Here is a 17,269-nt window from a genome sequence, read left to right as displayed (position 1 = left end):
ATCATGAACACAGAAATATTAGGCGTAATTTTCATTTTCCTCCTATCCCTACTACTGGCTTGGCCATTGGGGAAATATATGGTAAAAGTATTTAAGGGAGAAAGGGTCTGGACTGATTTTATGGGCCCGCTTGAAAAATTGATTTTCAAAATAGCAGGTGCAAATCCAGATCAGAGTCTTAATTGGAAAGAAAATATGAAAGCTTTGATTGTTATCAATATAGGCTTCTTCATTTTGGCTTTTCTCTTTCTTGCATTACAATCTTTGCATCCATTCTGGAATCCAAATGGATTTGGAAATTGGGAACCTACTTTGGCATTCAACACAGCTGTTAGTTTTACCACAAATACCAACCTTCAACACTATAGCGGCGAATCTGGAGCTTCTTATTATACGCAATTATTGGTTTTTTGCTGGTTGCAGTTTGTAAGCGCCGGAACAGGCATAGCCGCCTGTGCATTGCTTTTCCAAGGACTTAAAAATAAGGCAAGCGAAGGTTTGGGGAATTTCTTCAACCTCCTTGTCAAAAGCTGCACGCGGATCTTATTGCCATTATCAATCATCTTAGCTATTATTTTGATGGTAAACGGCACACCTACAAATTTTGAAGGATTACAGGAGGTAGAAACTCTGGAGGGAGGTACCCAATTGGTAGCTGCCGGTCCAGCTGCCCCAATGGTAGCCATCAAACAACTCGGTACCAATGGAGGTGGGTTCTTTGGACCAAATTCCACACATCCTTTTGAAAATCCCAACTACCTGACCAATATAGCTGAGAACGTTGCAATTCTATTGATACCAATGGCATTGGTATTCGCATTTGGTTTTTATACAGGAAGAAAAAAACTTGCCTTGCTGTTTATCGGTGTTATGTCGGTATTGTTTGTAGCATTCGTTGCTGTCAGTATCAGCCAAGAAATGAATGGCAACCCTGAATTCACAAAACTTGGATTATCAGATCCTACAAACCTTGAAGGGAAAGAACTTCGATTTGGCGCAGCGGCATCATCCCTCTGGGGTGTATCTACAACAGCTACTTCCAACGGCTCGGTTAACTCCATGCATGATAGCCACACACCATTATCAGGCGGAATCTTCCTTTTGGACATGTTTATCAATGCCATATATGGAGGTGTTGGTGTAGGTTTTATCAATTTCTTTGTATTCGTAATCGTAGCCGTTTTCATAGCTGGATTGATGATCGGTCGTACACCTGAATTTATGGGCAAAAAGATCGAGGCAAGAGAGGTGAAAATAGCTGCTTTAATCATCATTTTACATCCATTTTTAATTCTCACAGGTACTGCTATTTCCAGTTATCTAGCAGCCACCGACCAGTCCCTTGCTAGTGAATGGATTCATAACCCGGGCTATCATGGCCTTTCAGAAATGCTTTATGAATTTACTTCTTCATCAGCAAATAACGGTTCTGGATTCGAAGGATTGGGAGATGATACACCATTTTGGAACATCATGAACGGGATTGTAATGCTATTAGGAAGGTTTTTACCAATCATCGGGCCTTTGGCGATTATTGGGTCCCTGGCAATTAAGAAACGTGTACCTGAATCTGCGGGTAGCCTTCAACTGGAAACACCAGCATTTGCAGCAGTATTGATCTCTGTAATCCTGATTGTGGCAGCTCTTGCTTTTTTCCCTGTGATGGCATTGGGACCAATTGCTGAGTTCTTCTCCTTTTAACTATTCACGATATGAACAATAAAAATAATCAAGTCAATACTTCACAAGCTTTTAAGGAAGCTTTTATAAAACTCAATCCGAGTTACATGATCAAAAACCCGGTAATGTTTACCGTAGAACTTGGAACTTTGATCATGCTTGTAGTCACCATAGTCTCTATGGTTTCACAAAATGATTTCTTGGGAAACTTTGGGTATAATCTTACGATCACCTTGCTTTTGTTTTTGACTGTCTTGCTGGGGAATTTTGCTGAAGCTATAGCTGAGGCAAGGGGAAAAGCACAAGCCGACACTCTGCGAAAAACAAGACAGGATACTCCAGCCAGACTTTTGACAAATGGAAAAGAAGAGGTGGTAAGTTCGGCATCCCTGAAAAAAGGCGATTTGTTTGTCTGTGAAGCAAATGATATCATTCCTGCTGATGGTGAAATCGTCGAAGGACTTGCATCTATCGATGAATCAGCCATCACAGGAGAGTCTGCCCCCGTCATCAGGGAAGCTGGATCTGACCAAAATACGGTCATTGGTGGCACCAGAGTATTGAGTGATAGGATTGTGATCAGTGTCAGCTCAAACCCTGGGGAGAGCTTTTTGGATAAAATGATTGCCTTGGTAGAAGGAGCAAATAGACAAAAAACACCAAACGAAATCGCTTTGACGATTCTTTTGGCTGCATTTACACTGGTCTTTTTGATAGTGACCGTTACTTTGAAGCCTTTTGCAGATTTTCTCAATGTGAGCTTGTCACTTGCTGCTTTGGTTTCTCTATTCGTCTGTTTGATCCCTACCACTATTGGTGGGTTGCTTTCTGCGATAGGAATAGCTGGAATGGACAGGGCATTGAAAGCAAATATTATTGCCAAATCAGGAAAAGCTGTGGAAACTGCTGGAGATATTGATGTCTTGCTTCTTGATAAAACAGGTACAATTACCATTGGAAACAGAAAAGCAACTGCCTTCATCAATGCTCCAGGGGTACCAATGGAAGACTTGGTTAAAGCGTCGGTACTAGGTTCCCTTGCCGATACTACACCAGAAGGAAAGTCGGTGGTAGAATTGGCTCGCAAGAAGGAGAATGCTACTTATGAAGCACCTAGATCATCCAGGTTCATAGACTTTTCTGCAGAAACCCGCATGAGTGGGATTGATCTTCCAGATGGTACCAGTATCCGAAAAGGCGCATGGGATACCATTAAAAAATGGTCTGTAAAATCAAGTACCTCAGATTTGGATTTTCTGGAAGAAGAAGTGACCAAAATAGCTGGTAAAGGAGGAACACCATTAGCAGTATCTGTAAATGAACTTGCCATTGGAGTCATTCAATTGGAAGATATAATAAAGCCTGGAATCCAGCAGCGATTTGCGAGGCTTCGCAAAATGGGTGTCAAAACAGTGATGGTAACAGGTGATAACCCGCTAACCGCAAAATTCATTGCAGAATTGGCTGGAGTAGATGATTTCATCGCCGAAGCTAAGCCGGAAGACAAAATGAATTATATCAAAAATGAGCAAAAGGAAGGCAAATTGGTGGCAATGATGGGCGATGGTACAAATGATGCACCTGCATTGGCTCAGGCAGATGTCGGTGTGGCGATGAATTCAGGCACACAAGCTGCAAAGGAAGCGGCAAACATGGTAGATTTGGATTCAGATCCTACAAAACTTCTGGAAGTAGTTGAAATTGGCAAACAACTTTTGATTACGCGAGGAAACATCACCACATTCTCCATTGCAAATGATGTAGCAAAATACTTCGCAATTGTACCTGCACTTTTTGCAGCTTCCATACCTGGATTGGCAGCACTGGATTTGATGGGGCTTTCCAGTCCAGAATCGGCCATCCTTTCAGCAGTGATTTTCAATGCATTGATTATACCTGCATTGATTCCATTGGCGCTCAAAGGATCAAAATACAGACCGATAGGTGCTTCGGCTTTGCTGAGCAGAAACTTATTGATCTATGGATTGGGTGGTGTCATTCTTCCATTTATAGGTATTAAGGCCATTGACCTAGTAGTTTCATTATTTATCTAATAGCAAAATTTCTATGATACGTCAAAGTATAACATTCATTATAATTTCTCTTGTGATTTTCGGGGTATTGTATCCCATGACTATTTGGGGAATTGGAAAATTGATGCCAAATGCCTCAAATGGCAAACCAATTATCATCAATGGTCAGCTCAGAGGATTTGAAAATATCGCACAAGAATTCAGTAGCGAAAATTACTTCTGGAGCAGACCTTCTGCAGTAGAATATGATGCCTCTAGCACAGGGGGATCCAATTATGGACCTTCCAATGAAGTATTCTTGCAAGAGGTTTCTGATCGAATAGAATCCATTCTTCAAAGCCATCCTGGAAAAACAAAAGCTGAAATACCAATCGATATGGTCACAGCCTCGGGAAGCGGATTAGATCCTTTTATCTCACTTGAATCTGCTCTTTTTCAGTCAGAAAGAATTTCCAGTGCTAGAAGTTTGGACAATGACCAACTTAAGCAATTAATCCTTGATCATAAAGAAGCAGCATTATTAGGGCTTTTTGGTCCAAAAGATCTTGTGAATGTATTGAAATTGAATATGGCATTGGACAATATCAGCCCATCCTTGACAAATAATTAAACCAACTGTAGAAATGAAAAAAATTATTCTATTTGCTGTCGCATTGATGGGAACCGTCCAAGCAATGGCGCAAGATCCCAAAAAACCAGATATTAAGTTCAGCGGTTTTGTGGATGTTTATTATGGTTTTGATTTTAATCAACCGTTTTCAAATGAGCGACCCGATTTTCTCTTCAATCACACCCGACACAATGAAGTGAATTTGAATTTGGGACTGGTAAACATGGAAATTGATGGTGGTTTTTATCGTGGAAATCTAGGTCTCATGGTAGGAACATACGCTCAGTACAATCTTGCTGCGGAGCAGGATTTGTTGAAAAATGTATTTGAGGCAAACATTGGTTTGGCCTTGGATAAAGAAAGAAAACTATGGATAGATGCTGGTATATTTGCATCCCATATTGGGTTTGAATCTGCAATTTCAGCCCAGAACTATACCTTGACAAGAAGCTTGCTCGCCGAAAACTCACCATATTTCCTTTCCGGGGCCAAACTGACATTTACTCCTAATGAAAGATGGGAATTTGAAGGAGGCATCTTCAATGGCTGGCAGCGAATTCAAAGATTGCCGGGGATTACTTCACCAGCTTTTGGTACCAGAATAACCCATACACCAAATGATAAACTCACGTTTAACTGGAGTACATTTATTGGCAATGATTTTCCTCAGGAAGACAAAAGAATGCGTTATTTCAATAACCTGTATGCACAGCTTCAAGTGTCTCAAAAAGTTGGGTTGATATTGGGTTTTGATTATGGAATCCAAGAAGAATCATCTTTAATAGTAGCTGTAGGAGATGACAGGGAGTTCGAACAATGGTTTTCTCCAGTAGGTATTTTAAGAGTTGACTTCAATGAAAATTGGGGAATGGCTTTGAGAGGTGAATATTACCAAGATGAAGATGGCGTGATCATATCTGCGTTTTCTCCCGAAGGATTTAAGACTACAGGTTTTTCGATCAATATAGATAGAAAAATAACAGATAATATCCTATTCAGAATTGAAGGAAGACATCTACAAAATGCGAGTCCTAATTTCGAGAAAGATAATCAACTAGTCAAAGGGAATACCCTTTTAATTGGTTCTTTAGCCATTACAATTCCATAAAACTCATCAAGTCCCATCCCTTAATCGGGATGGGCATTACAAATCATTACAATTACATGGGAAGTAATCCAGACTATTTTCTTCAACTGATCAAGAAGTCTAAGAAAGGCAGATTGAAAGTCTATGTAGGCATGATCGCTGGGGTTGGAAAATCTTACAGAATGCTTCAGGAAGCCCATGAATTAATAAAGGCTGGAGTTGATGTACAAATAGGATTTATAGAAACACATGGGAGATCTGAAACAGAAGCTTTGGTTCATGGATTACCACAGATTCCATTGAAAGAGGTCTTTTATAAAGGTAAAAACCTAAAGGAAATGGATCTTGAGTCCATACTGGAGAAAAGACCTTCTATAGTGATCGTAGATGAACTGGCCCATACCAATATCCCAGGAAGCACCAATCAGAAAAGATGGGAAGATGTACAGGATTTGATCGATGCCGGCATCCATGTCATTACAGCATTCAATGTACAGCATTTGGAAAGTTTGAATGATAAGGTCTTTCAGCTTAGCGGAATAGAGGTGTCAGAACGAATTCCAGACGTTTTTTTGAAGAAAGCTGATGAAGTGGTAAGCATAGACTTACCGGCAGAAGATTTGATCAAAAGACTAAAAGATGGTAAAATTTATAAAGGCCCTAAAATTCAACAAGCATTGGATAACTTTTTCCAATCAGAAAAAATACTTCAACTTAGAGAGTTGGCATTGCTTCAGGTCGCCAAAAACCTGGAGCAGAAAATTAGTTTTGTCCAACAGAAGAAAGCCAGTGTAGTAGAGCGCTTTATGGCATGCATCAGTACCAATGATGTCATCGCACGGAAAGTCATCAGAAAAACTGCCCGTTTGGCAAATAATTACAATGCTGAATGGTATGTGGTATATGTAAAAATGCCAAGTGAGTCTCTTGAAAAAATTGATAGTAGAAAGCAAACCAAATTACTTGCTAATTTTAAGCTTGCTAATACTTTGGGTGCAAAAGTATTTATTTATGCTGCAGGTGAGAAAAATTCCGAAGAATCAATCTCTGATGAATTGCAGCTGATTCAAGAAGGAGCAACTACAGTTTCTACCATCAAAAAAGATGTTGCTGAGATACTATTTGAGGCTTCAATTGAAAATCTAGCAACCAATATTGTGATCGGAAGGCCAAATCAGAGTTTTTGGAGAACTTTCACAAGTAAAAACCACTTTCGAGAATTGGTGAAATTGATCACTCCAACAGATATTGACCTGATAGTAGTGACGTAAAAGTAAAATGACATGAAACTTAAGACCAGATTATACTTTGCATTCGGCTTTCTTTTTCTTCTTATAGTTCTGCTTTCAGGATTGGGGTCGATTTTCGTCAGACAACTTGCAGATGATTCGAAGTCCATCATTCAAGATAATTATAGGACCTTGGATTATATGCAACAGATCAAATCCTCTTTGGATGTATTAATTGCCAATTCTGATAACCAAGATATCATTGGCAAAAACAAAGTGGATACCTCTATGGAAACTATTCGGGAAAGTCTTTCACAACAAATGAAAAATGTAACCGAACCTGGTGAAGATAAACTCAGTAAAGAATTTGAAAGAGGCTTTTTGCTTTTACAAAAACTCCTTGAAGAAAGTATCAATAATGAAAATTCTGACCCGAGTGGAATAATTTCCCAAGCAAGTAACCTCCAAGACCTGGCTAGTAAAATTTATGAATTGAATATTCAGACTCTGCTAAAGAAAAATGATACTGCGAATGAAACTGCAGAAAGAGTAATTCTATATATGTCAATAACAGGAGTGACAGGTTCTATATTAAGCCTGATTTTTATCATTGGCTTTCCTGAAGTAATTTTTGATCCACTCCAAAAGCTAAATACTGGAATCAAGGCTATTGCGGCGAAGAAATACGATCATCAACTTCCAGACAATGAAGGAAATGAATTAGGTGAAATTGCAAAATCTTTCAACTCTATGGCAGTCAAGCTTAAGGAGTACGAGGCTTCTAATTATGTAATGCTGTTTTCAGAAAAAAAACGAATTGATGCGATCATCAACCAAATGCATGAAGGGATTATTGGGATAGATGAAAATCAAAGACTGCTGTTTGTAAATGACTACGCCAAATCACTGTTTAATTTGGGAGGAGATATCAAAAAAGGAGAGCATATTCAGACTATAGCTCAGAAAATTGATTTTTTCGCCTCATTTGCAGTAGACTTTGCATTAGGAGGAGATGAAAGCTTGAAGCCTAAAATCGTGAAGATAATCCATAATGGGAAAGAGCTTACTTTTTCAAGAGAAATCATTCCTATAAATGCCCCTAAATATGAAAACCAACAACCAATAAATATAGGATATGTAGTAGTAATCTCTGATATCACAGATTTCAGTGATAAAGACAAGGCAAAAACTCAGTTTATAGCCACTATTTCCCATGAATTGAAGACACCGATATCTTCTATCGGTCTAGGAATAAAACTACTTTCTGACAATAGAACCGGAGAACTAAATGATGAACAGAAAAAATTACTTGATGGATTGAAGGATGACAAAAACAGATTGTTGTCGATAACAAGTGAACTTTTGGATATAACTCAAGCCGAAACTGGAAATATAATTCTAGAAAAAGAAGCATTTGATCCCTCCGAAGTCATTTCTGATGCTGTAAATGCACTTCTTTTGCAGGCTAAAGACAAATCAATCAAGATTTTGACAAGCATAGAAAGCAATAATCCAGTCTTAGGAGATTCCAATAAAGTGACTTGGGTGCTGGTAAACCTACTATCAAATGCGATTAGATATTCCAAAGAAAATTCAGAGATCCAATTGGTTTGTAAAGAATATTTTGGCGACAATTTAAAATTTGAGGTAATAGATCAGGGAAAAGGTATCCCGTCCGAATTCAAAGAAAAGCTTTTTGAAAAATACTATAGAGTTCCTGGCAATAAAAACAACGGATCTGGACTTGGATTAGCCATTAGCAAAGAGTTCATAACTGCAATGGATGGCCAAATAGGTGTGAAAAGTGAAGAAGGCATAGGGTCTGTTTTTTGGTTTACCTTAAAAAAAATGATTCTACAAAATTGATTCTAAAAAGCCCCCAATTCCAAAGCAAGAAATAAGCGAATGAAAACAATACTCCAGCTGCTGTATGTGAGGTTCCTCCAGCAAAAAAGATTTTTTTATTGTTTATTGGAGAATCCATTCCTCCAGTCGTCATAATGCCTAATACATGCACTACTTTGGTATTTGTTCGAAATACTTTCGCATACAAATACATAATGACTGTCATTGCGAAAGTTCCAATAATCCCAGAGAATACCTCAGCCCGAAAGTTTCATTCGCTCATTTTTTTAAATCAATTAACATCATAATCTTCTTGACGATTTCCATCTTTGTCGAAAGTCACGGGAGTGATTTTATTATCATGACGGAAAAGTACTTCATAATAAGTAACATTGTCTTTTTCATACTCTCTGGATTCTAAAATCATTTGATTTTTCATTGTAGAATCACTTTTGATGATGTTATAGATATTGGATGGTAGGGTACGAGCAACCTCATCGTGTTTGGCTTTCAAACCTGTTGTATCCTGCATATCTGTCGTATCTGGAATACCTTCATTTTCTATTCTTAGCGCTTCGTCGCTTCTGTCACCATAAATACTTTCATCCTCAGCATATTCAGCTTGTGTGGTTCTGTTGTCACAAGAAATGAATACACTTGCCATCATTACACACATTGCCAATCCTATCATAGTTCTAAAATGTCTTTGTATCGTTTTCATAAAATTTTATTTAGTTATAAATTGATTTTAAGAAAAAAGAGGGGAGGGATGAATTCGATCCAACCATCCCCTCAGATTTTCATTGAAGATATTTAAATCTACTCCTCCTTATCGGAACCTTCAGTTTTTACTATTTTATTGTAAACTCCCATCAAAAGGAATGGAGCTGCCCACTGTCCTACAAACAAAGCATCTTTTCCTCTTCCCATAATCTTTAAAGTCAGTGATACTGCCATGGTGGACAACGAAGTCCAGAGAAATACATCTGAAGGGATTTGCGCTGTTCTTTTTTCGATTGTTTTAGCCACTTGGCCTTCTTTACGGTGCTCTTCCATAATGTTTTATTAATGTTTTAAATATTTTTTGTTATATAGTTGATATGCCTAATCGTCCAAAAGCTATTCCGAAAATCAAAAAATACCTCTATATTACATATATTGAACATTTGGAGTGATTTGAAAAGTTTAATGCAATTTAAAGTATGTCCAATTTGTCAATTTTTTTCCCAATTTGAGTGTCTTTTGACCAATTGTGGGAATATAAATGTGAAGATTCAAAGAATAAATTATCAAATTTAAGTCGTTTTGAAAAAATGATTTTGAATTAAAAAAAATCGCAACAAATGTAAATTGGAAAATGAAAATCATCTTTTAAAACATATTGATTATAAGTAGAGTCAAGATCTTCGTAAAGAATTTACAGATAGAATTAATAGAGATTGATCAAAATAGAAACTGACAAAAAGTAAGTATAAAATCCAGAAATTGGGATTTTTGATACAACGAAAATTGCTGAATTAGCATTTGATTTTGGAAGGTAATCTAGTTTTTCAGTTCAATTTTAAAGCTGGCTTATAGTTTGGATGAAATTAAAGTGAAATTTGAGAATATGAAATCAAGCCTGCCTGGGGCAGACAGGCATGACGAAGAACGTCACAAACTGGGATGATTATCAACCATGCGAGATTCCATAGCCTGTCCCGACTAATCGGGATGACCTCTTAAATACAAATTATAAACACATGAAAAAGAACATAGAGTTGAAAATCCGGTTCGAATTGGTGAGAGAACAGACAGAAAGGATTTGCGAACCATTGGAAATAGAAGACTATATCGTCCAACCGATGGCAAATGTCTCCCCACCAAAATGGCATATTGGACATTCTACTTGGTTTTATGAGGAGTTTTTGCTCAAAAAATATGTAAAGGATTACAAAGTGTTTCACAAAGACTTCTCTTTTATTTTCAATAGTTACTATAATAACGTGGGAGATCGGGTAGAAAGACCAAACAGGGGTTTTTTGAGCAGGCCACCTGTGAGAGAGGTAGTTAAGTATCGTCATTATGTGACCCAAAAATGCGTGGAACTCTTGGAGTCCTCACCCTCTGATGAAGTTCTTGACATTTTTGAAGTAGGAATCAACCACGAACAGCAGCATCAAGAACTTTTGGTTTATGACATTAAATATATCTTGGGCACACAGCCTTTACTTCCTGTCTATGGAAAGCAATTTGCTACACAAAAAGAAAATGAAGCTGGCTTTTTCAGTTTCAAAGCAGGGCTATATGAAATCGGAGCAAAAGACTTGGGGTTTACCTACGACAACGAACATGGAAGTCATCAGGTCTATCTTCAGGATTTCCAAATATCAAAAAGCTTGGTATCGAATGGCGAGTACCTCGAGTTTATGAATGCAGGTGGATATAAAGATTTTAATTTATGGCTTTCGGAAGGATGGGATTTTATCCAAAAGGAAAAAATTGTGGCGCCATTATACTGGAGTTTAATTAACGGTGAATGGTATAATTATACACTCAACGGATTTGAAAAAGTAGTACTAGAAAGCCCTGTCCAACATGTGAGCTTTTACGAGGCTCAGGCATATGCATCTTGGAAAGGAATGAGGCTCCCCACTGAATTTGAATGGGAGTGTGCTGCAGACAAGTTGAATTGGGGTCAACTATGGGAATGGACTAACAGCGCCTATTTGCCATACCCTAATTATCAAAAAGCACCCAGTGCCCTTGGAGAGTATAATGGGAAATTTATGTCAAATCAAAATGTCCTAAGAGGAAGCTCAGTAGCAACCCCAACAGGACACAGCCGCAAAACATACAGAAACTTTTTTCATGCATCCAGTAGATGGTTGTATTCAGGTATTAGATTAAGTAAATAACTATATGGATAGATTTCTTCGAGACGTGATTGATGGTCTCAGTTCAGAGCAAAAAACCATTCCTTCTATGTATTTTTATGATGAAAGTGGTTCAAAAATTTTTCAGGAAATTATGGGTTTGGAAGAGTACTACTTACCAGCCTGTGAAGTTGAAATTCTAAATAACAGTGCTGAATCAATTTTAGAACAAATTCCATTTGATTCAATTGATATTATAGAACTGGGAGCTGGTGATGGTTCAAAAATGATTTCATTTCTAGAACTTTTCCACAAAAAAATCGAGTCAGTAACTTACATTCCAATGGATATTTCTCCAGAGATTTTGGAAGTAAACAAATCAACCATCCTTAGACAAATACCTGATATCAAAATAATTACGATTTCAGGAGATTATACTTTGACTACAGGTCAATTGGTAGAAAGAGAAAATCCAAGACTCATATTATTTATGGGAAGTAATATTGGAAATTATTCTGGAGAAAAAGCCAAGGAGTTTATGCGTTTTGTCAATGACATGATGAAGGTGGGGGATTATTTTTTGATGGGCGTGGATCTTAAAAAGAATCCTCATATCATTCGTAAAGCCTACAATGATAGCAAAGGAGTGACAAAGCGCTTCAATCTCAATTTGCTTGAAAGGATAAATAGGGAATTGAAAGGTGATTTTGATATTGATTCTTTTGGTCATTATGGAACCTACAATCCCATCAATGGTGAAGCACTAAGTTTCTTGTTCAGTGAAAATAATCAGCAAGTAACAATCGGGAATCACGTATTTAAATTCGAAAAATATGAAACTATCCGTACAGAAATCTCCAGAAAGTATAGCTTAAAGGAACTAGATTCAATTGGTAAAGAAACAGGATTTGAATGGGACAAACACTTTTTGGATAGTAAGGAGTATTTTTCACTCAGCCTTTTTAGAAAGTAATCTTTGACTCAAAAAGTTAAAATTCTAACCTTTTATACAGTGGTGAATATATTAATTAAAATTGTCGCAAAATTATTTTCATGTAATTGGTACTTAGCCAAGGGAGGTGGAAATATAGTATTAAATGGGTAATTTTTTCCACAAATTTTTTTATAAGACAAGCTACAAGTAAATATAAATTACGACTGCTAAGCTAGAATTTGGATCTAGATTCTATTTGAAATTGGTTTTAGTTAAGCACTATGAAAACTGCTAAAATCTACAGATAGATTAAAGAATCAGTAAATTTTCAGCTTATATAAAACTAGGATTTATAGATTGAGTATTAATCTATTTCAATTTAAAATCAAGGCTATAGTTTAGTATGGCTGTTTTTTCTATGTTTCTTTGATTTTTTTCCAAAAGGAATCCTTAGTATTTCTTTGAAAATTTCTATAAAGGCTACTATGGTATACTTTAGGATTTTGATATACAGCCTTATTACAAACTTGAAAATTTTAGAAAAAATAGAAAACTCTCTATTGGTTTCAGTTTGTACATCTACAGCCTGTTCATTTTCTGAAATTGAGGATTTTTTGATCATGATCTTATTGGTTTTTGTTAAAACGAATATTGTCCAATTATCAGACCTAAAATTTGTAATCAACAACTTTCAAAAATCAGTTTTCATATTTACAGTATTTGGATTGGCATAATTTATCCATAGGATTACGGGGAATTATTGTCATTATGCTCAACTTTCCTCAATCTCCAATGATATCTATCATCTACATTTTGTAATAAATAATCATCGAATTACCTGAAATTATATAAAATTACTTTAAAATAGTGTAATGCCATTGCCTATATTTTTAAATACCTTTGAAATAGTAAGAAACAAGCAAATTTTTTAATCAAACTTTAAATACAAATATCATGGATATTAAAACTGCAAATGACTTGATGATGGATCAGTGGATTCTAAGAAACCACAATTCTCAGGAAATCACCAATAAGGAAATAGATATTATTTTTAGGGCAGGTAGACAAATTTCAAATAGATTTGGTAAGAACCCTTGGACATTTTTCTTGGTAAAAAAAGGTGGAGAAAAGTATCAAAAGCTGCTCCACTGTTTGGACGGATTCAATCGCAAGTGGGCTAATAAGGCACCATACCTTGGAATCGCACTTTATAAAAAAAGTCCTGAATGTATTCTAAGTGAGAGAAATCAAAATTTTTATGATACAGGTGCTTTTATGGCTAAAGCCTCAGAAGTAGCAACAGATATGGGAGTTTTCATCCATCAGATGGCAGGCTTTTCTGAAAGTATGTTTGAAGAAGAGTTTGTCGACCAAAAAAACTACAATCCAATTAACATTTTCGCCTTGGGTAGGGTAGGGAGTAATTTCGAAATTGAAGAAAAACTTAATCGGTCAGAGGTATTCTATCCTTCTAGGAAAATGTTAAAAAACATCCGTCCCATGATTATTGAAAAAGCAATTGCTTTGAGATGATTGTCAGAAAATTGTATCCAGGATAGAGTCAATTGATCCTGTAATTATTTTGAAACCAATATTTGACTGGCGCCTGTCAATGCCGGTCGTGAATAGAAAGATATAATCGTTTTTATAAAAAAAAACAAAGAGAAATGGAAAATTTGAAAAATAAAAAAGTCGCAATATTAGCAACAGATGGATTTGAGCAATCTGAACTTACAAGTCCTTTGGAAAAACTTAAGGAATTAGGGGTGAAAGTTGACATTGTAGCTCCTAAACTAGGAAAAATCAAAGGATGGATAGACGGAGATTGGGCTGATAGCTTTGAAGTTGATAAGTCTCTAGATGATGTATCTGCTATGGATTATGATGCTTTGGTACTACCTGGAGGCACGCTAAACCCCGATAAATTGAGGGCTAATGAAAAAGCCATTAATTTTATAAAAGCATTTTTCGACGAGAAAAAAACTGTAGCAGCTATCTGTCATGGCCCACAGTTGTTGATCAATGCAGAGGTTGTTGAGAACAGAAAGTTAACATCCTTTCATTCCATCAAAATGGATTTGACCAATGCAGGTGCAAAATGGGTTGACCAAGAAGTAGTGGAAGATCAAGGTCTAATCACTTCAAGAACTCCCGAAGATCTACCCGCTTTCAACAAAAGATTAATAGAGGTTTTGGGTGGTTCTGATAATGAAGCCTTTCATCAATAATATAGCATTTTCGTAACCAGAAAACTATCTTGGATTCTTATCACGATTTCATCATGGCAAAAAAGACCGACAACCGAATCAAAAATCAAGAGCAATACAGAGTTATTTCAAGTCTTTTTTATGGTCTTGTAAACAATAGTTCCTGATTTGTTGCTGTATCAACATTAATCACTATCTCAACTTTCCCCAATTAACCCTCTGAAGCATAGTAATCTAGTAGTACCCCGCTTACTTTAGCTTGAGACCCTTTTTCAACAAAATCTTTGTATTTGGCAAAAACCTCTAGAAATATCAATTATAAAATTGGAAAAAAGTGTTTTTTCAAGTTCCAAAAAAGGTTGATTTTAAACAAAGACCATTTCAATTAACCAAAGAGAGCGATTATTTCTTGTCTTTTGCTAACTTCCATTTTATGGTAAATATGATTGATGTGGGATTTTAGGGTGCTAAGAGAGATAAAAAGTTCATCACAAATTTGTTGGTTGCTCTTATTCTGAAGAATTAGGTTCAGTACTTCCTTCTCTTTTCTAGATAGGGTTTTGAGCTTTTCCTGTAAGGCAAGGATTTCTGTATCTTCATCTTCAAGTTCAGCCTTTGCTACTAAATAGTTTTTGTTGATCGCTCCAGCATAAATCCAGGATACAATAAAGCCAAAAAGCATCAGCAAATACAATAAAACACAGGACATATTCCAATGTAGTAAAGGAACAATTTCAGTGAATATCATGTAGTTGGAAGCAAAAAACAATATAGCAATGATGGGTAGCATTACTCCATATTTTTTTCGCGTTTAATTGTATGAAAGCAGATTTAAAGAAAAGCAATGGTATTGTTTTTACTATTCGTTTAAAAAGTCAAAAATTGCTTTTGTGACTTTATCAGGTTGTTCTTCTTGTGGAAAGTGTCCAGAAGTTTCTAATTTAATCGTCCTAGAATTTACAAAACCAGCCTGAAACTTAACAAGATTATGAGGTTTGATGACGGGATCTTTCATTCCCCAAATAAACAAAGTGGGCTTTTCAGAAATAGGTTTTTTCTTGTTCCAAAGCTCTTCAAACCAGTTTTGGTCATTTAGCAACGACTTGGCAAATGCGAGCGGCCCATTTCGTTGTGTTTTGTTTGCAAAAGGCTTGGTGTATTGTTTTAACAATAATTTTGTAAGTTTATGCTCACCAAATGATTTTGGTAAAATGAATCTTGGTGAAAAATTCAAATAGCGATAAAGAAAGGGGAGAAGCGGGCTTTTTAAGATTTTTTGAAGCTTGATGTAATCGGGATCATCTTTGCTACTCCACAACCATGAATTTAGCACGACTATATTCTTGATTTTTTCGGGATACTTTATAGCGATGTTCAGCCCAATAGGTCCCCCGAAATCATGAACAACAAGTGTGACATTGTCAAGCTGCTTTTCAAGGATAAATTTTTCGAGTGTTTTACTATGGTTTTGTGTCGAATAATCATAATGCTCTGGCTTGTCCGAAAGTCCAAAACCAATATGGTCAACTGCAATGCATCTGAAATTTTCTTTTAATTCTTTTATCACATTTCGGAAGTCGAAACTCCAAGAAGGAGTTCCGTGAACAAACAAAATCGTTTCACCTTTTCCTTCATCAATAAAATGAAGCTTCTGACCATTAATGTCAAAATGATGTGATACAAAAGGATATTCGGATCTGTCAAGCCAAAGATTTGCCATAGTTAAATTGATTGTTGTTGATAACCTAAGGCAAAGTAAGGAATTGATAGGATCAAAAAAGTTGGTCTATACCAACATTAGAACTTAACACTGTTATAAAGTTTGCTGAAATTTGTCGGATTGATTCCCAAATAAGAAGCGATGTATTTGTGAGGTACAAGCTGAAGTAGTTGAGGGCTGCGCTTGCAGAATGTTTTGTAGCGCTCCTCGATAGTCATACTGTGTAATTCTATGTGCCGGTTAATGACACCCGCCAACACATCTTCTGTCATACGTCTAAAGAGTCGTTCTATCTGCTGAGACTTGTCAAATAGATTTTGGAGTTGGTCAAAAGAAATGTAATCCATTTCTGAGTCCGTAAGGCAAGTCAAAAAGCATTTTGAGGGGATTTGTTGGAAAAAGGATTCAGGAACGGCACAAAGATTAGGCGAATAAGTAAATGCAATCACATGCGTTTTGTTTTCTGCCTCAAAATAAGACATTTGGACACCACTTTTTACAAAAAAAAGACCTCGCTGAATTTGTCCTGCCACAGTAATAAAGTCGCCTTTTTCAAAAGTTTTAGTTTTCAGACTTTTACACAGCAATTCATAATCAGCACTGCCGATCTCGTGAAATAGTTTGAAGAAATCAAGTCTTTCCATAAATTTCAATTAGGCAGGATTGAATTTACTTCCCGATACAGGAAGTTATAAGTGTTTGATAATCAGATGTTTAAGTGTTAAAAAGTTGTACTTAAGTCGTACTATACCCAAAATATTACTTACAAATAAAACACCTTTAAATTTATTAACCAAATTTCCCTTTATTTTTTTATTTTAAGTACTCAATTTTTAGATTAATGTTCACTTTTATGACTATTTTTCTCTAACAATCCCAGCTGATTTGGTTCTTTTATATTTCGTCGTGATTGATTATTTATTACAAGTTATATAAAAATTCGAATGCTGGTCAAGCTGTATGAAGCTCACACTTGTTTTTTTGATTTTAGTGATTCAATCTAATTTTTTTAGTGCTTTTTAAGTTCGTCAGCTTGAAACAATAGGTACATTTCACAAATTGCTTTATA

General features: G+C 36.3%; 16 protein-coding genes. 10 read left to right on the top strand and 6 right to left on the bottom strand.

Annotated elements, in window-relative coordinates; genetic code table 11:
* The first annotated feature begins 3 nt into the window (after positions 1-3).
* Genes kdpA through MM213_RS09925 form a run of 6 tightly spaced genes read left to right on the top strand, consistent with a single transcriptional unit; the run spans position 4 to position 8,505 of the window.
* Positions 4-1,701, top strand: coding sequence for a potassium-transporting ATPase subunit KdpA (gene kdpA / locus MM213_RS09950; protein WP_241411871.1), 1,698 nt, complete (start codon positions 4-6; stop codon positions 1,699-1,701).
* Positions 1,702-1,712: 11 nt separating this feature from the next.
* Positions 1,713-3,734 carry a potassium-transporting ATPase subunit KdpB gene (kdpB, locus tag MM213_RS09945; RefSeq protein WP_241411869.1) on the top strand — a complete coding sequence of 674 codons (2,022 nt, stop codon included), beginning with the start codon at positions 1,713-1,715 and terminating at the stop codon, positions 3,732-3,734.
* Between the two features lie 13 nt (positions 3,735-3,747).
* Positions 3,748-4,323 (top strand): potassium-transporting ATPase subunit KdpC, encoded by a 576-nt coding sequence (gene kdpC, locus MM213_RS09940; protein WP_241411867.1) that lies wholly within the window; start codon positions 3,748-3,750, stop codon positions 4,321-4,323.
* 13 nt (positions 4,324-4,336) lie between these two features.
* Complete coding sequence (locus MM213_RS09935; protein WP_241411865.1) at positions 4,337-5,431, top strand: porin; 1,095 nt, start codon at positions 4,337-4,339, stop codon at positions 5,429-5,431.
* 56 nt (positions 5,432-5,487) lie between these two features.
* Positions 5,488-6,681 (top strand): sensor protein KdpD, encoded by a 1,194-nt coding sequence (locus MM213_RS09930; RefSeq protein ID WP_241411863.1) that lies wholly within the window; start codon positions 5,488-5,490, stop codon positions 6,679-6,681.
* A 12-nt stretch (positions 6,682-6,693) separates the two neighbouring features.
* On the top strand, positions 6,694-8,505 hold the full coding sequence (locus MM213_RS09925; RefSeq protein WP_241411861.1) for an ATP-binding protein: 1,812 nt from the start codon (positions 6,694-6,696) through the stop codon (positions 8,503-8,505).
* A 271-nt stretch (positions 8,506-8,776) separates the two neighbouring features.
* Here MM213_RS09925 and MM213_RS09920 read toward each other — a convergent pair whose 3' ends face one another.
* Positions 8,777-9,205, bottom strand: a complete 429-nt coding sequence (locus MM213_RS09920) for a hypothetical protein (RefSeq protein ID WP_241411859.1) — start codon at positions 9,203-9,205, stop codon at positions 8,777-8,779.
* A gap of 98 nt (positions 9,206-9,303) precedes the next feature.
* Positions 9,304-9,540 carry a hypothetical protein gene (locus MM213_RS09915; RefSeq protein ID WP_241411857.1) on the bottom strand — a complete coding sequence of 79 codons (237 nt, stop codon included), beginning with the start codon at positions 9,538-9,540 and terminating at the stop codon, positions 9,304-9,306.
* Positions 9,541-10,226: 686 nt separating this feature from the next.
* Between MM213_RS09915 and egtB the strand changes: the two genes are divergently transcribed.
* Both egtB and egtD read left to right on the top strand, forming a co-directional pair.
* Complete coding sequence (gene egtB, locus MM213_RS09910) at positions 10,227-11,381, top strand: ergothioneine biosynthesis protein EgtB (protein WP_241411855.1); 1,155 nt, start codon at positions 10,227-10,229, stop codon at positions 11,379-11,381.
* 4 nt (positions 11,382-11,385) lie between these two features.
* The gene (gene egtD, locus MM213_RS09905) at positions 11,386-12,312 is read left to right on the top strand and encodes an L-histidine N(alpha)-methyltransferase (protein WP_241411853.1); all 927 of its coding nucleotides are present in this window, start codon (positions 11,386-11,388) and stop codon (positions 12,310-12,312) included.
* Between the two features lie 352 nt (positions 12,313-12,664).
* Here the strand turns inward: egtD and MM213_RS09900 are convergent, their stop codons facing one another.
* Positions 12,665-12,895 (bottom strand): hypothetical protein, encoded by a 231-nt coding sequence (locus MM213_RS09900; RefSeq protein WP_241411851.1) that lies wholly within the window; start codon positions 12,893-12,895, stop codon positions 12,665-12,667.
* Between the two features lie 332 nt (positions 12,896-13,227).
* On the opposite strand from MM213_RS09900, the gene MM213_RS09895 reads away from it, so the two are divergent.
* Positions 13,228-13,806 carry a nitroreductase family protein gene (locus tag MM213_RS09895; protein ID WP_241411849.1) on the top strand — a complete coding sequence of 193 codons (579 nt, stop codon included), beginning with the start codon at positions 13,228-13,230 and terminating at the stop codon, positions 13,804-13,806.
* A 134-nt stretch (positions 13,807-13,940) separates the two neighbouring features.
* Positions 13,941-14,501 carry a type 1 glutamine amidotransferase domain-containing protein gene (locus tag MM213_RS09890; protein WP_241411847.1) on the top strand — a complete coding sequence of 187 codons (561 nt, stop codon included), beginning with the start codon at positions 13,941-13,943 and terminating at the stop codon, positions 14,499-14,501.
* 364 nt (positions 14,502-14,865) lie between these two features.
* Here the strand turns inward: MM213_RS09890 and MM213_RS09885 are convergent, their stop codons facing one another.
* The 3 genes from MM213_RS09885 to MM213_RS09875 form a co-directional block, all read right to left on the bottom strand.
* A complete protein-coding gene (locus MM213_RS09885) occupies positions 14,866-15,270 on the bottom strand; it encodes a response regulator transcription factor (RefSeq protein ID WP_241411845.1) in 405 nt (134 codons plus the stop codon).
* Positions 15,271-15,339: 69 nt separating this feature from the next.
* Positions 15,340-16,200 carry an alpha/beta fold hydrolase gene (locus MM213_RS09880; RefSeq protein ID WP_241411843.1) on the bottom strand — a complete coding sequence of 287 codons (861 nt, stop codon included), beginning with the start codon at positions 16,198-16,200 and terminating at the stop codon, positions 15,340-15,342.
* A gap of 77 nt (positions 16,201-16,277) precedes the next feature.
* The gene (locus tag MM213_RS09875; protein WP_241411841.1) at positions 16,278-16,844 is read right to left on the bottom strand and encodes a Crp/Fnr family transcriptional regulator; all 567 of its coding nucleotides are present in this window, start codon (positions 16,842-16,844) and stop codon (positions 16,278-16,280) included.
* Positions 16,845-17,269: the final 425 nt, after the last annotated feature.

This window comes from Belliella alkalica, from assembly GCF_022549785.1.
Taxonomy (GTDB): domain Bacteria; phylum Bacteroidota; class Bacteroidia; order Cytophagales; family Cyclobacteriaceae; genus Belliella; species Belliella alkalica.
The sequence above is the reverse complement of the archived record's forward strand: the minus strand, read 5'-3'. Positions and strand labels throughout refer to the sequence as shown.

Excerpts from the sequence above, each read along its gene's own strand:
- MM213_RS09930 (WP_241411863.1), top strand. The coding sequence starts at position 5,488 with ATGGGAAGTAATCCAGACTATTTTCTTCAACTGATCAAGAAGTCTAAG.
- MM213_RS09935 (WP_241411865.1), top strand. The coding sequence starts at position 4,337 with ATGAAAAAAATTATTCTATTTGCTGTCGCATTGATGGGAACCGTCCAA.
- MM213_RS09900 (WP_241411851.1), bottom strand. The coding sequence starts at position 12,895 with ATGATCAAAAAATCCTCAATTTCAGAAAATGAACAGGCTGTAGATGTA.
- MM213_RS09920 (WP_241411859.1), bottom strand. The coding sequence starts at position 9,205 with ATGAAAACGATACAAAGACATTTTAGAACTATGATAGGATTGGCAATG.
- MM213_RS09895 (WP_241411849.1), top strand. The coding sequence starts at position 13,228 with ATGGATATTAAAACTGCAAATGACTTGATGATGGATCAGTGGATTCTA.
- MM213_RS09925 (WP_241411861.1), top strand. The coding sequence starts at position 6,694 with ATGAAACTTAAGACCAGATTATACTTTGCATTCGGCTTTCTTTTTCTT.
- MM213_RS09915 (WP_241411857.1), bottom strand. The coding sequence starts at position 9,540 with ATGGAAGAGCACCGTAAAGAAGGCCAAGTGGCTAAAACAATCGAAAAA.
- MM213_RS09875 (WP_241411841.1), bottom strand. The coding sequence starts at position 16,844 with ATGGAAAGACTTGATTTCTTCAAACTATTTCACGAGATCGGCAGTGCT.
- egtD (WP_241411853.1), top strand. The coding sequence starts at position 11,386 with ATGGATAGATTTCTTCGAGACGTGATTGATGGTCTCAGTTCAGAGCAA.
- MM213_RS09890 (WP_241411847.1), top strand. The coding sequence starts at position 13,941 with ATGGAAAATTTGAAAAATAAAAAAGTCGCAATATTAGCAACAGATGGA.
- egtB (WP_241411855.1), top strand. The coding sequence starts at position 10,227 with ATGAAAAAGAACATAGAGTTGAAAATCCGGTTCGAATTGGTGAGAGAA.
- kdpA (WP_241411871.1), top strand. The coding sequence starts at position 4 with ATGAACACAGAAATATTAGGCGTAATTTTCATTTTCCTCCTATCCCTA.
- kdpB (WP_241411869.1), top strand. The coding sequence starts at position 1,713 with ATGAACAATAAAAATAATCAAGTCAATACTTCACAAGCTTTTAAGGAA.
- kdpC (WP_241411867.1), top strand. The coding sequence starts at position 3,748 with ATGATACGTCAAAGTATAACATTCATTATAATTTCTCTTGTGATTTTC.
- MM213_RS09880 (WP_241411843.1), bottom strand. The coding sequence starts at position 16,200 with ATGGCAAATCTTTGGCTTGACAGATCCGAATATCCTTTTGTATCACAT.
- MM213_RS09885 (WP_241411845.1), bottom strand. The coding sequence starts at position 15,270 with ATGCTACCCATCATTGCTATATTGTTTTTTGCTTCCAACTACATGATA.